The 15,842-nt window shown below is 35.3% G+C and carries 6 protein-coding genes and 1 pseudogene; 1 reads left to right on the top strand and 6 read right to left on the bottom strand.

The window, feature by feature from the left end; all coding sequences use genetic code 11:
• Positions 1-173 precede the first annotated feature (173 nt).
• The gene (locus ABID42_RS14710) at positions 174-488 is read left to right on the top strand and encodes a COG3415 family protein (protein ID WP_367284300.1); all 315 of its coding nucleotides are present in this window, start codon (positions 174-176) and stop codon (positions 486-488) included.
• A gap of 154 nt (positions 489-642) precedes the next feature.
• On the opposite strand, the gene ABID42_RS14705 is transcribed toward ABID42_RS14710, so the two are convergent.
• From ABID42_RS14705 to ABID42_RS14680, 6 genes and pseudogenes are all read right to left on the bottom strand, one after another.
• Positions 643-2,598, bottom strand: coding sequence for a glycoside hydrolase family 97 protein (locus ABID42_RS14705; protein WP_367284299.1), 1,956 nt, complete (start codon positions 2,596-2,598; stop codon positions 643-645).
• Positions 2,599-2,913: 315 nt separating this feature from the next.
• Entirely contained in the window at positions 2,914-4,590 is a 1,677-nt protein-coding gene (locus tag ABID42_RS14700; RefSeq protein WP_367284298.1) for a glycoside hydrolase family 43 protein, read from the bottom strand.
• A 437-nt stretch (positions 4,591-5,027) separates the two neighbouring features.
• Complete coding sequence (locus ABID42_RS14695; protein WP_367284297.1) at positions 5,028-6,839, bottom strand: RagB/SusD family nutrient uptake outer membrane protein; 1,812 nt, start codon at positions 6,837-6,839, stop codon at positions 5,028-5,030.
• A 14-nt stretch (positions 6,840-6,853) separates the two neighbouring features.
• Entirely contained in the window at positions 6,854-10,003 is a 3,150-nt protein-coding gene (locus ABID42_RS14690; protein WP_367284296.1) for a SusC/RagA family TonB-linked outer membrane protein, read from the bottom strand.
• Between the two features lie 475 nt (positions 10,004-10,478).
• Entirely contained in the window at positions 10,479-14,609 is a 4,131-nt protein-coding gene (locus tag ABID42_RS14685; RefSeq protein WP_367284295.1) for a hybrid sensor histidine kinase/response regulator transcription factor, read from the bottom strand.
• A gap of 404 nt (positions 14,610-15,013) precedes the next feature.
• Positions 15,014-15,827: pseudogene (locus tag ABID42_RS14680) on the bottom strand (multidrug DMT transporter permease).
• Positions 15,828-15,842 lie beyond the last annotated feature (15 nt).

Raw genomic sequence — 15,842 nt, 5'->3', positions numbered from 1 at the left:
TTACAAAAAAAGGCAAAATGGTGTGAACCAAATTGCCTTATAAATCGAGTATCAAAAAACGACGTATTGGAAGTTTAAGACATCAGTGTATTTCACCTAGCCAAAATAATCATTCCTAATTCTAAGTACTCGTTTAAAATTAGTTGATGTCATTTTAGTATTAACTTTGTTTTATGGGACGAGTCAATACACCAATATTAAGTGAATCGGCTAAATTAGCCTTAGAACAAGACTTTAAAACAAGTCAAGTACATTGCTATCGTATGCGATGTCAAGTAATTTTACTAAAATCAACAGGACGTAAATCAGAAGAAGTGGGTGAAATTACTGGTATGACTTATGTAAGTGTCAATACTTGGGTCAAAAGATACAAAGACTTAGATATTGAAGGTTTAATTAACAGATCTCTACGGTTGGCATTCCATGTTGGGCAATTTCCTGATGAAGATATTTCTATACCCGTTGAAAAAGGCTATAAAATTCAATAGATTACCTCAATAAGGAAACGCTTTTCTATGCGGTTAATCGTTGCTTAGCTAATTTAGGAAAATCTTGGAAAATTAATTTCTCCGTTTTTAATATAACCTAATATATAACGGGCACTTATCAAAAAAGCTTTTCCATAATGATAGTTTTTAAAGCTTATTTTACAATCAAAACCGCACCATTAAACGGTACTGTTAGTTCGACTTCTTGCGTTGTTGGCACTTTAATTTTGCTAAGTTTTCCGTTTAATTGCTCATCATCCGCATAAATCCTGTACTCAGAATCTGCATTCAACATCGGAAGTTTTATGGTCTTTTTTAACGTTTCTTTTTCGGCATTAATAGCCACTACGTACCAATTCACACCATGACGACGAGCTAAAATCACATATTTACCTGGATATCCATCAATAAATTTTACTTCGTCCCAAGTTGTCGGAACTTCTTTCATAAAATTGATTGCCCAAGCAGGAGCATCAGTCAGATTATTGGGAGCTAAAGCAAAATGCTGCACGGGACTTTGGAACAAAACGGCCGTCGCTAACGCATAAACATCAGAGGTCATACGTTTGGAGCCACGATTAGGCGTATTATTTCCGTTGTAAAATTTATTCAAGGCACTGCCACCGTAGTCCATGCTTCCCACAGCGTTTCTGATAAACGGATGAAGGGTAGCATTGAATGATTCTTTATTGCAGAATTGTTGTGAAAATGCTAAGTTCTCACTGGCCAAAACAGCTTCACTCGAAGCAAAATTTGGGTACATTCGCTCCCAACCACGAGGTAAAGTTGCTCCATGAAAAATACAGAGGATTCCGAAGTCATTAGCATCGTAGAGAATATCTTCGTAAAGTTTGAGCGTTACTTGTTTATCTCCACCAAAGAAATCGACCTTAATTCCTTTCACCCCGATTGATTTCAACCAAGCCATTTCTTTGCGTCGAGCAATGGTATTGTTCATAATTCCTCTTGGCCCTTGCGGAGCATCATTCCAATTTCCATTTGAGTTATACCATAAATACAAACTCACACCTTTCTTCTTAGCATATTTACACAATTCTACAATTTTTTCACGCCCAATCTGTGTATCCCAGAGAGCATCAACCAAAACGGTTTTATAACCCATAGCCGCACTAAAATCTATGTAATTGATTTGTTCTTCAAAAACAGTTCGGCTATCCATTTTTATAATCCAGCTCCAGCTACCTTTGGTATATTCAAATTTTTGACTGGCTTCATATAAAGGTTTTACGACATCAAAAGCTACGGTAGTTTCCACAATTGGTGAGAGGGTTTCACCCACTGTGATTGTTCGCCACGGCGTTTCGCCTGGAAGCATGATGCCAGGTGCGGTGGTGCCGTTGCCATTATTTTCGCCCATCATTGGGTAACCAATCGTGTAAAGACCCTCTTTCTGCCCCATGAGTCGGCTGCCGCAGTAGTTACTTCCTACACCTGTTTCGGAAATCAGAACCCAGCCATTTTCATTGACCTTAAAAAGACATGGAAAGGTATAGCCGTTATTATCTCGACCGTTTTGACCCATTGCATCGTCCACCGTATAGGGGATTTCGTAGCTGGGCATAGTGCGAGCAAAACCTACCATTGGCTTACTTTGCGACGACAAGAAAGTAGTGCTTCCCGTGGGAAAACTAAACCCTGTGGCTTCTTCATTCACTACGCACGACAGAGCTTTTTTATAGGGGTATAATTTGTATTTGAACGCCAAATCGTTATTACTTACTCTAAAAACTACATCGAAAACAATGTTAGTGTCTTTTTTGAAAGTAAAAACAGCTTCATTGGCTACATAATGAACTTTCGATTTTTTTATGGTCGCTAAACTGTAATTTTCGTCTATTTTCGACTCCTTTACCTCATCATTCATGCTTAATCCTTCCCTAAGGTCTGCCACATTGGTTTGCAATCCAAGTGGTGACTTTGTAAGAAATTGCTTTCCATTCAACCTTACTTCATAGCTTATTTTGCCATTTTCGGTCGTTATCAAAACCACTAATTTTCCATCAGGGCTACTTACCCTTGCACTATTTTGGGCATTCACACCAAAGTTTAGTACAAAAATTAGGTAAATAAGATTTTTTACTATTTTCATCGAATTTATTCTAGTTTTCTGAAATTGTATCTTCGATTCTGAAATAGTCAAAATCGACAAAAAACTTGGAGTTTTCATAGTTCTTTGATTTGTTTGCTTGTGCCTAGATTCCAATTATTTAGCTTCAATAGGTTTATCGTTTTAAATAATGGGATGTGGGTTTGTTTCACTTGAGCTTGTATATTTTGACTATGTATAAGCAGGAATAAAAACTGCTGTACCATATCGTTTTGTTCACATTTTTAATCACTTATTAAGTATGCAACATAAAATCAAATGTTTTGATTTTCACCAGTGTCAATCGTTTTTAGTTGTTTACTTAAACATTGGGTCATTGCCTTTGTATTTCAGGTATTTAAAAGAGGCTGAATTATTGCTACTCTCGCCTGATGAGGTTGCATACATTCCATAAATACACCCAATAAAGCCTCCTGCTGTTTTGGTACTCAAGAATTTTCCATCTACATTATCTTTGATGACTTGCCAATTCTCTTTGTCAGTAGCATAATAAAAATTGTACTTATCCCCTGCTGAACTAATACGCAATTTTACTTGATTTTGCGTTGAACTTACAGGTACTTCGGTCAATAAATTCATGGTTTTCTCTTTTGGGTTACTTTGGAAAAGTTGCAATACAGGCTTACCTCCAGCAATTGATTTTCCTAAGAAATAGAAATGTCTTTCATCTTGAAAAATCATCAAACCTGCTTTTTCATTTTCCTTTGTGGCAGTAAAATTTAGAGCGGTTTCGGTAATGCTGTAAAGATGTTGCTGACGTTTCCCTATGAAAGAAGGATTTGCAAAATCCATGACAGTTTCCGATTTTAGTTTCAGTGTTAAGCCTTTTTTCGGAGAAAGGCTAAAAGAACTTGAATCAACCGTTCTCATAAATAAAAGCGATGGGTCAAGCTTTTTGTCGAAATTGAGGTTATGGGCAAAATTTCCCGATTGTGGTAAAGCTCCTTTTTGCTTTACTTCCTTAAAATCAGTCGCATAGCTATATTTAATTTCCTTGCTATATGGATTAATAATTGGCCATTCATCTTTCCATTCTACAGGAGCAATAAATGTTTCACGTCCTGTATTATAATAATCACCTTCGTAAGGACGAACCGCAAGGAAAATAGCATAAGTTTTGCCATCAGGACCATCGACAAACTGAGCATGACCAGCCGAAGTAACGGGATCTTTGCGGTTTGCTGGTAAGTCTCTTTGTGTTAAAATCGGGTTATTTTCATAAGGGACGTAAGGTCCCCAAACAGATTTACTTCTAAGAATTACCTCTGAGTGATTGACAGAAGTACCTCCTTCTGCAGCATATAAGTAATACCAACCAAAACGTTTCATAATGTGTGGGCCTTCAATCCATACAGGTTTTTTACTGATGTCAACCCCACCATTTACTAATTGCTGTTCTTCACCTACAACTTTTAAGTTTTTGTAGTCGAATTCGTATATACGAATAGTACGGTGTCCAGAATAAAGCGGTTTATTGTTCGGTGCGTCACTATTGTAAATGATATAGGCTTTGTCAGTTTCTTCATCAAAGTAAAGCGAAGGGTCAATTCCTCTTACTTGTGGTAGTTTTATAGGGTTACTCCATGGGCCAGCAGGGTTTGTAGCAGTTACTACAAAGTTTCCATCGTGGTCAATGTCGGTACAGGTTACGTAGAAAATACCATTATAATAACTAATAGCAGGAGCAAAAAGCCCACGAGTCATACGCTCTCCCATAAAATCCATTTGAGATGGACGATCAATTACATTACCTATTTGTTTCCAATTTTTGAGGTCACGACTGTGCATAACTGGAATCCCTGGAAAATATGAAAAGGTAGAATTGATAAGGTAATAGTCTTTTCCTACTTGTACAATACTTGGGTCAGGATAAAAACCCGTCATAATGGGGTTTTTCAAAGTAGTATTTTGGGCATTTGTAATATTGACTGTAATCAAATATGTTAATATCAAAACGAAAGCTTTTATTTTCATAGTACTAAAATTTCAATTTAAAGACTTATTTTGTTGAAAAGTATAGATTTTACTTTTTACTTATTAATACATCAAAAAGTACCATTTCTTTCGATTCAAGCAGTTTTATAGTCGATTTTCCTCGCACAAAACTGTAGCTTGTCATCAAGCGTAAAAGCACTATAAAATTTATAATTTTTGATTTTTTATAAACAACTTCTTATGTTCTATTATAAATATACGTACTATATGAGGATCGCATATTTATCGTTGTCAAACATATTCAAGAAGACTTTTGATGTTGCAAAGTAAGTGAATAGATAAAAAATTGAGTAGCACAAATAAGTAAATATGAGCACCTAATGTTCAATAAACATGAAATATGTTTAGAAATGAATCTATCAAGTAAAAAGCTGCCCCAAATATAAAATTTAGAGCAACCTTTCATCTATTCAATTTTAATAACCCGGATTTTGTGTAAATGCAGGGCCTTCAACAGTACGGTCTATCTCAGACTGTGGGATTGGTCTTAAAAGATGGAAGTCTTTTACATAAGGAGCGGCTTCACTGTTCCAAAGTTTAATGCGTTTAACCAAAGTTTTGGTACGTACTAAGTCTTGATATCTCATCCACTCACCAAATAATTCACGGCTTCTTTCATCCAAAATAAAGTCAACAGTTACATCAGCTTCTTTTATTAACATAGCTTCTGCGGCTGCGGTATTTTGAGCGGCCGAGTTGGTCTTACGATAAGCCGCTCTTTGGCGTATTACATTCAACAACTCAGCAGCTTTTGCTTTATTCCCTGCCTGAAGGTAAGCTTCTGCACCTACAAGATATACTTCTGCAAAACGTGTAATTACGACTGGACGAGTCGAAGGGTCATTAAAATTACTTCCACGACTTGGGTCCATGTGTTTTTTGATGGCAGGGTAAACATCAGCTTTCCAAAGACTTGGTGGAACAACAATTCCTTTAAATGGTCTCGTACCAATGAATTGTGGAGCTCCAGCAACTTCAAAATCAGGAAGCCAAACAGCAGTATCAACACCTATTTGGGTGGTATAACTAATTCCTCTTTTGTTATTAGCCGCCGTTGCAGTATTTGTAATTGATTGATTGGCGATATACACGGTATAAAATGTATTGGCAAATCTTGAATCAATATCTCTTTTTACAAAAGCTTGGTCAAGGAAATAGTTTTTCCCTGCAGTTTCACCAGCAGCTTGCTTTACGCTATTTGGGCGAATACGTTGGTATGGACGACCATAATATGAATCACGAACCATTAATGAAGTACCTGAATTCACCAAAATGCCACTTGCATTTACCGTTGAGTTAACACCACTGTTATTTGGGTAATTCCAGTTAGTAAACCAAGGCGTAAGATTTTGTGCGGCACCACCACTAGAACCACCACCTACAGAATAATATCCGAATTTTGCATCATTTGAGTGGTCGCTGACAAACATTGTTTCTTTACCATAATCATTGGCAGGCACGAAAGCATCACCGAAATCTTGCCATAGATCCAACCCATAAGTTGCTTTATTAGCAATGATGTCACTTGAAATTTTTGCAGCTTCGGCAAAGTCTGTTTGTGAATTAGTCAACCAGCCACGTGTAAGGTAAGCTTTTGCTAAAAAGAACAAAGCAACAGGTTTAGTGGCAGCTTTTCCTAAAAATGGAGCCGTTGGTTTGTCTGGTAAATCGGCCGCTGCTTCAGTTAAATCCTTAATGATTAGTTTGTAAACTTCGGCTGCTGGGTCTCTTTTGGCTGCTTGAGAAGGAACTGTTATAAACTCCGTATGCAAAGGCACATCTCCCCAAGTCTGAACCAAATAAAAATACCAATATGCTCTTAAAAACTTCGCTTGGGCTAAATATTGTTTTTTAGTTGCTTCTGGTAGGCTTATACTTTGTCCAAACTTCAATACACCATTTAATGTATTGATACTGGTAAATGATGTACCCCATGCTGAACCAAAGTTAGTACTGTTAAGTCCATTAAAAGTATGAATAGGACCACCACCACTACTTGCTCCTTGAATAAATTCATCTGTTCCTGCTTGCATTTCAGAAGAAAAACCTTCAGTACCCCATTGGTTACGAATTTCGTTATATACCCCTGCAATACCTCCAAGTACTCCCGCTGGACTATTGAAATATGAAGGTACAATTTGAGATTGAGGGTGTTCTTCAAGTATTTTTTCACAACCTAAACTTAATAATAAAGTACAGGCAAGTATGGATATTTTTATTTTTTTCATGTCGTTATCAATCATTAAAATTTAAGATTTACACCTAAAGTAAACTGGCGCACAGGCGGATTATTTAGGTTTACACTAATTACACGGTTGAAATTACCGCCTTGGATTGTATTACCATATCCATTTCCTTCTGGGTCAATCGCAAGTTTATCTTTCACTAATGGCGAATAAAGGATGAATGGATTTGTAGTATTCACATAAATACGAGCAGAAGTAATGCCGAGTTTGCTCAGTACCTTTGTTGATACGGTATAACCGAAATTGATACTTCTTACTTTTATAAATGAGCCATCTTGGTATTGTGTTGTTGATGTAAAATCTCTTACACCACCACCAGCATTTGGTCTAGGGAAAGCATTTGTTGGGTTTTCGGTAGTCCAATAATCCATCACTAATTGATTAGAACGACCTTGGTTAAGAAACCCAAATCCAGAGCCACCACCCGATGTTCCAGCCAAATAAGGAACTAACACTTTCATTCCCATACGGGCATAAGTAACGATAGATAAATCAAAACCTTTAAAAGTAATTCTATTGGTAAAACCACCTTCCCATTTTGGTTGGAAGTTTCCAATTATTTTGCGGTCGGCAGCATCAATTTTACCATTACCATCTACGTCTTCAACTCTGATTTCCCCCGGTACTTGTACTGGCGAAGTTTGTTTTGCTAAAGTACCATCGTCTTTATCAGATTGTTGCCAAATTCCGATTTTATTGTAATCATAAATAACTGTTAGAGGCTGTCCTACAAACCAGAAATTTCCCTTATTATCTAATTCAGAAGGAGTAGTAAGTTGTGTGATTTTTTCACGATTAAAGAAATAAGTTAAGTCGGTACTCCAATTAAAACCGTTTTTATTTCTGACAATATCAAACGTTAAAGATGATTCAAAACCACTACCTTCTGTTTTTCCTAAGTTTTTCAAAGCAGAACCTGCTCCATTACTCTGAGGAAGGTTTACAGAAAGTAAAATATCCTTCGTATTTTGTTTGTAAACATCAAATGAACCCGTGATTCTGTTATTGAATAGACCAATTTCCAAACCAAAATCAGATTGTGCTGTTGATTGCCATCCTAAATTACTGGCAGGTAAACTTGTTACTGTGTAAGCAAGTGCTTGCCCAGCAGTTGTCGTTCCGAAGTTATAATATCCCGAAGATAATGCCCCTAAAGTTGCATAAGCACCTACGTTACGGTTACCCGAAATACCCCAACCACCTCTTAATTTTAAATTAGATAAGAAAGTAAGGTCTTTCATGAATGGTTCGTCAATAATATTCCAACTCAAACCAATGGCAGGATAGTTGAAATACTGATTTCCTGGCGATAATGTAGAAGAACCGTCTCTACGGAAAGTAGCAGTAAGCGTATATTTATCATTGAAAGTATAGTTCAAACGTGCCATGTACGATAATAAACCTGTTTCTCCGAAAGAATTACCAAAAGCTGTGTTAGCAGTCACTACTCCAGATGCCAAAGCAAAGTTTGCTGTTTGAATATAATCGGCTGGTACACCTTTTACATTAAAATTGCTCCCTAAATTATGGTTTTTGGTAATTTCATATAATGCCGTTAAACCTACTTTATGTTTTGCTGCAAATACTTTATCATAATATAGTAAGTGTTGTAAGTTCAAATCCCAATACTCTGTATTTCTAATATCTGCACTTGATACACTTTGGTCAGTTCCTGTATTGACAAATGTATTTGGCGGACTATAACCATTGAAATGTACTTGGCTAAAGTTAAGACCAGCGTTGAAACGATATTTAAGACCATCCGCAATATTTACTTCTGCATACAAGCTATTGAAAGTTCTTATCGAACGCTCATTAGAAAGTATATCATCTCCACGAGAGATAAGTGTCAACGGACTGACAGCTTGAGCTTCAATTGTACCTTTTTTAGGATTCAAGTTTACTGTTCCATCAGCGTTATACGGCATTACCAATGGAGAAAGACGAACCAATTCTGTTGGGATACCCCCTCCCGCAGGGTCGTTTCTGTGTGTTAAAGTATTAATGGTGTTCAAGCCAATTTTTACACGTTTTCCGATTTTTTGGTCTAACGTTGCACGGATAGTCATACGGTCAAAATTTTGGTTTGGCATAATACCCGTTTCATTGAAATAGCCAATTCCCATACCATATTGCGTATTTTCTAAACCACCTTGTAAACCAAGTTGATGGCTTGTATTAAACCCTTGTTTGTACAATAAATCTTGCCAGTCAGTTGAAACTCCAGCAGCCAAATTTGCTTTTTCTTCTTCTGTTAAAGGATAAGCTGTTGTTCCTGCACCTTGAGTATTATAAGTCGCTGATAAATCTTTGAACTTAGCATATTGTTCTCCGTTCATCACGTTGTACTTGCCCATCATGTTTGTTATACCGTGATAGCCGTCATAAGTAAATACAGGTTTGCCGATTTTTCCTCTTTTAGTCGTCACTAAAATAACCCCACCAGCACCACGAGAACCATAAATAGCCGTTGCTGAGGCATCTTTAAGAATTTCAATATTTGAAATATCATCTGGGTTGATGTCATTCAGCCCACCAAAAGGAATACCATCAACAACTACTAAAGGGCCATCAAGTCCGTCGCCATTACCAGTTGTCAGGGAACGATTACCACGAATACGAATAGACGCTTGGCTACCGGGAGTAGAACCATTACTTACAATTGATACACCTGCTGCTCTACCTTTTAAAGTATTCAAAAGGTCTGGTGCTGGTACTTCTTTCAGGGTTGCCTCTGTAACCGATACAACCGAACCAGTTATATCTCTTTTCTTTTGAGTACCATAACCTACCACTATCACTTCGCCTAATTCTCTGGTATCAGTAAGTAAAGTAACGTCTATAACAGTTTTTGTACCAACGCTAATTTCTTGTTTGATATAACCGATACTTGTAATAACAATTGTTGCATTTTTAGGTAAATTGTTAAAACTATACTCTCCGCTACTATTAGCAACCGTACCGATATTTGTACCTTTAACTAAAATTGAAGCTCCGGGTATTTCTTTCCCTGTGTCCGTAGTAATACGACCTTTTAGTGTTTGGGCTCTTGCGGTAAAGCTGGAAATAGATAAAAATAGAATAAACCATACCAGAAAATATGGAATACTCTTCCGCTGAAAAATAAGATAGTCGAATTTTTTCATAAGAAATGTTAAATATGATTGTTTTGATAAATTATTTAATCTTCTTGAGATAGAAGACTTTTTTGACGTCGTAAAGTAAGTAGATGTGAAAAAAAATGTACGGCACATATTACCAAACTTGATTCACATATGTTCAAAATGACACGAAATTGTTAAATTATAACAATTAATATTACAAAAAATGGCTATTTATGCATCCAATCACAATAAAATGGAGGCTTTTATCAATGAAGGCATCAAGAAGTAGTATCTAAACATTGATGCTATTTTAATAGGTAATTTATTTCCAATGTAAGGAATACGAAGATAATTGGTAAGACGATGAATGATGGGGAAAATATAAATCGCTTAGAGTATTCAGTTCTTTACTACAAGTGTTGAATACCCTAAGCTGTTTAAAGTTGATAATTTAAGAAACCCAAAGTAAATACACTTTACTAACGTTTAATTATATACTTTCTTTACGATGGCTAGGCTAAGAGTGCATGATTTCTTCTAAAGTGTACATTTTTTTGGTGACGTCTCTTTTCAGCGAAATGTATTGCGAAGGCGAAACATTATATTTTGCTTTGAAGGCTCTTGTAAAATAATTTGGATTAGAAAAACCTACTTCATAACCAATATGAGAAATTTTCATATCGCTTTTCTCTAAAAGCATTGCGGCTCTTTTAAGTTTGATAGAACGGATAAATTCAACAGGGGTTTCGCCTGTCAAACTCAGAATTCTATTATACAGCGTTCCTCTACTAGTATTCATTTTTTTACTCAATTCTGTAATTGATAAATCAGGATTGCTAATATGGTCTTCTACATATTGAGAGATTTTTAACAAGTATTTTTCATCTTCAGAAATAAACTCTTGGTCAGGTACTTCAAGATTGATGTGCTTGCCATAAATATCTTTGAAAGTACTTTTCAAATTCAAAAGGTTATTGATTTTCATATTTAATACCTGAAAACTAAATGGCTTAGTCAGATAATCATTTGCACCCGTTTCTAAACCTTTTAATTGATTAATTTCTTCAGATAGAACCGTCAATAATATTACTGGAATATGTTTTGTTCTATTATCTTTCTTTAATTTTTTCACCAAAGCAATACCATCCATATTGGGCATATTTACATCACTCACGATGATTTCAGGATGAGCTGAAAGTGCCTTTTGCCAGCCTTCATTACCGTCAGCAGCTTCAATTATTTTGTATTTTCCTCTCAGACTATCTCGGAGATACGTTCTAATATCTTCACTATCATCAACCAAAAGCAGTACAGGTTTATCAATTTCTGACAGCTCAGAAACTTCTTCATCTTTCGTTTCGTAAATGTCTATTGCTTCTTCAACAACTAATGAGACATTGCTGCTTTCTGTCTTTTTTGTTTCAAACAAAGGTAAATAAACAGTAAAAACACTTCCTTTACCTTCTTCACTTTCAACTTTAATGTTTCCGCCATGAAGTTTGACAAATTCTTGTGTAATCGAAAGCCCGATACCACTTCCTTGATTAAGGATATTGGCATTGTTGTTTACTTGGTAAAATCTATCAAATATTTTTTCTATGGTATCATTAGCCAAACCAATGCCATCATCTCCAATAATTATCTTTATCCCATTTCCAGCATCAGTTTCAATATGGAAATAAACGTTTCCATATTCATTGGTAAATTTTATTGCATTTGAAAGTAAGTTGAGGAAAATACGTTCCACCTTATCTTTATCAAAAATGGAATTATACGAACTGATAGCACTTTTAAAGTCGAGATGAATATTTTTGCGCTCAGAAATGTATTTAAAGGAATCAAAAATCTCTTTAGCTACCGTAATTAAATCACTTTCGTTGGGATTTAATTTTAATTCATTGTCTTCTATCTTACGGAAATCCAAAAGTTGGTTCACAAGATTTAATAACCTTTTTGCATTTCTGTTAATCAGGTTTAAGGTATCAAGTTTTTCAAAACTTTTTTCCTTTAATAAGAGATTTTCAATAGGATTTAAAACAAGAGTTAGCGGTGTTTTTAATTCATGACTTAGATTGGTTAAAAACTTAATCTTCAATTGTTCCAATTCCATTTTACGTTCGGCTTCGGTTCTTTCTTTTTCGATTAAATGTTTTACATCACGGCGTTCTTGTTCCAAAGCGAATTCATACCTCAATTTCTGAATAGCACTTCTTCTAAGCGTCCAAAAAGTAATTACTAAAATCAATAAATACGCAAAATAAGCATAATAAGTACGCCAAAAAGGTGGATTAACAATAATTTCAATCACTTTTTCGGGAGTATGCCAAGAGCCATCGTCACTTTTAGCTTTCAACCTAAATTTGTATTCCCCAGGGTCTAAGTTGGTGTAAACGGCTGTTGTGACAGATCCAACATGATTCCATTCTTTATCAAAACCCTCCAACATATAAGTGTATTGGCTTTCTTGAGGAGCAGTATAATTCAAGGCTACAAAATCTAGCGAGAAGTTCTGTTTGTAACTTAATTCAATTTTTTTAGCAGTGGTAACGGGTTCAGTAATTTCTGCATTTTCAATCGGTTTAACACTTTTATTCCCAATTTTTAAATCTGTGATGATGAGTGATGGAATATTCCGATTCTTATATAAGTATTTCGGGTTAAAAAAGTTAAATCCTTCATTTCCACCAAAATACATTTCTCCTGTACTCGTTTTTATCCCAGCGCCAATATTAAAATTACTTTGCTGAATACCGTTATGATAAGTATAGTTTTTGAATATCTTTTTTTGAGGGTCGAAAACGCTAATTCCTTTGTTGGTACTTACCCATAATTTTCCAAAATCATCTTCTAATATCTTGTATATCACATCATTGGCAAGTAATTGTTTTACACTGTATTGATGGAATTTTTTACTTTTTTCATCATACAGACATAATCCACCTCCCAAAACACCAACCCATATTTGTCCAAATTTATCGCAATGAACAGCCAGTACAATGTCTAATGGAAGGTTGCTATTATCATGTCTAAAAAAGTTAATTTTGTTTAATGTTGGATTGTACATAGCCAAGCCACTGCCTGTTGCTCCAATCCATATATTCCCCTTTTTATCTTCATCAATAGCAGTAATATAGCCATTCGTTGATATGTTTCGGACATTCTTTTGATTCAATATTTCATTAAAATGAAGTAAAACACCCGTTTGTGTATGATACTTATAAAACCCATTTCCATTAGTACCAATCCAAACATTTCCAAGTTTATCTACTTTCAAACAATTGATAGGAATATTGGCATTGTCTGTTTTACTTTTCGGAATATTAATATTCTTTACTGTGTTGTTTGATAGATTCATCACATAGATTCCATAAAGTGCAGTTCCTATCCATAATTTATTAGCCGAATATGCTAGAGATAAAATAGCATCTTTTTTTCTCTCTTTTCCAAACAGCGGAATTTCTTTGATAAGCTTCGTATTTCTATTGAAAAGATTGAGCCCATTCTCATCTGTACCGATAAAAATATCTCCATCAGGGCCTTCTGCAAAGGACGAAACAGCGCCAGCACTAAAGCCATTTACATCCAGCGGATTAAACCTTAAATGGTTGAAAAATGCTAGGTTGGTATCATATTTGTTTACTCCACCCTGAATTGTACCAATCCAATAAATGCCTCTATCATCTAAGTAAATATCTTTTACTGAACGCCCAACGAAACTTCCTACGCCACTATACTTTTTTGACGTCAACTTATCTACTCGAAACGTTTTACCAGTGTTTGGGTTAAAAATGTTTAGTCCATCTTCTGTTCCTACCCATAATTTCCCATCTTTATCGAAAGCAATTTTATAAATGCTATTATTGCTGAGTGTTTGAACATCAGAATCAATACCTTTAAAATGTTTAAAAGTCTTGTTTGCTACATCCATTTTATTCAGCCCTTCACCTGTACCAACCCAAATATTCCCAACCTTGTCTTCTACCAAAGAACGTACAATATCATTTGAAATAGTTAATGGATTTTCTCTACTATGTACAAAACGAGTGAAATTCCCATTTTGGGGATTAAGCAAATGTAAACCAGCATTAGTACCAACCCAAATCCTATTTTTACTGTCTTCAAATACAGATAAAATTACATTAGAGTTTAACTGATCTTTTCTCTGCGGATTGGCTTTATAAGTAATTATTTTTTTTGTCTTGGGATTAAAATAATACAAACCAGCGTATGTACCAACCCAAATATTTCCGAGATCATCTGCTTGTAAACTTCTAATCCAGCCTAATTTACTAAAATCATAATTGATAAAATTGTTTAAACTTCTATTGTATAACGACAGCGTAATGTTCGTTCCAATCCATAGATTTCCCTCTTTGTCTTCTTGCATAGCCGTAACGACCCCTCTCCCAATAGTAGAGGAATCTGTTTCGCTATGGCGATACACTACAAAATTTTGTCCATCAAATTTATTTAAGCCATCATCGGTTCCAAACCACATAAACCCATACTTATCTTTTAAGATAGTATTTACAGTATTGGAAGAAAGCCCAGTTTTGCTATTGAGATTGATAAAATTATAGTTTTTTACTTGTCCAAAAGATTGTTCGAACAACAAAAGTAAAAATACTAGGAGGTATTTATTTGTCATGATTAATCAAGTTATTTACTTAACAATAGAAACAATATCTATTCGAAAAGCAAGTATTTAAAAGAGGCCATATAAAACAAAAATAATTATCACCCTTAACCTTTGATTGAGGCAAATGAAAAACAAAATGTGTAAAACAGACACAAATGTAAGAATACATATCAAAACACTCACAATATTGTTTAAAATAATATTATAAAAATATAATTTTTACTCCGATTTCTACAGAACTTGCTAAAGCTAATATTTAAGGAAGAAAGGGTAGTCGCAAGCGAGACATGACCAAAGAAGGAAAACACAAAGTAATATTAATTACAAAAAAAGGCAAAATGGTGTGAACCAAATTGCCTTATAAATCGAGTATCAAAAAACGACGTATTGGAAGTTTAAGACATCAGTGTATTTCACCTAGCCAAAATAATCATTCCTAATCCTAAAAGGTAGAAAAGTAACATTATATTCAATAGAACATTCGTGCTTTTACTAGCATTTTTGAATTCCTTCCAAACATAAATTCCCCAAATAGCTGCTACAATGGTCGCTCCTTGGCCAAGTCCATACGAAATGGCAGGCCCAGCTTTTCCACTAGCAATAATATTGAATGCCATACCCAAACACCAAATCGTTCCGCCCAAAATTCCCATACTATGACTTTTGAAACTTCCTTGCCAATATGCCTTATAATTGAGCGAATCGCCTACAAACGGACGATAAATCAATATAGTGTTGAATATAAAGTTGCTTAATAATATATACCTTTGCATTCAGTAAAATTGCCAGCGTGATGAGCCCTACACCTATCGTCAAAAGTATTCCATTGCCTAGCGGATGGTCTAAATAATTAACAATTACGCCAATGACTAATGCTAAACCAATACCTACTGGAAATGCTACCGACATCCCTGCAATTGCCATTGCAGCGGTTAACAAGATATTGGCTGCGTTGAAAATAATGCCCCCAATGATCGCAGAACCAATATTTTCATTAGAAGCCTGCTGGAAATCACTAAAGAAATCCCTTCCTTTTTCACCATGACTACCAAGTGTAATTGCCAAAATAAAAGCAGTCAGTAGAATGCCTACTACATAATCCCAATAAAAAAGCTCGAAACGCCAGTTGTTTGCCGTGAGTTTTTGAGTATTTGCCCAAGACCCCCAGCAGAGCATCGTAATTAGACAGAAGAATACAGCCGTGGAGTAATTTTCAATGATAAACATATTTTCTACTATTGA

The sequence above is a fragment of the Arcicella rosea genome (assembly GCF_040543805.1).
Classification (GTDB): domain Bacteria; phylum Bacteroidota; class Bacteroidia; order Cytophagales; family Spirosomataceae; genus Arcicella; species Arcicella rosea.
This window is presented reverse-complemented; position numbering and strand designations above follow the sequence as displayed.

Coding starts and splice junctions, on each gene's coding strand:
- ABID42_RS14710 (WP_367284300.1), top strand. CDS start 174: ATGGGACGAGTCAATACACCAATATTAAGTGAATCGGCTAAATTAGCC.
- ABID42_RS14705 (WP_367284299.1), bottom strand. CDS start 2,598: ATGAAAATAGTAAAAAATCTTATTTACCTAATTTTTGTACTAAACTTT.
- ABID42_RS14700 (WP_367284298.1), bottom strand. CDS start 4,590: ATGAAAATAAAAGCTTTCGTTTTGATATTAACATATTTGATTACAGTC.
- ABID42_RS14695 (WP_367284297.1), bottom strand. CDS start 6,839: ATGAAAAAAATAAAAATATCCATACTTGCCTGTACTTTATTATTAAGT.
- ABID42_RS14690 (WP_367284296.1), bottom strand. CDS start 10,003: ATGAAAAAATTCGACTATCTTATTTTTCAGCGGAAGAGTATTCCATAT.
- ABID42_RS14685 (WP_367284295.1), bottom strand. CDS start 14,609: ATGACAAATAAATACCTCCTAGTATTTTTACTTTTGTTGTTCGAACAA.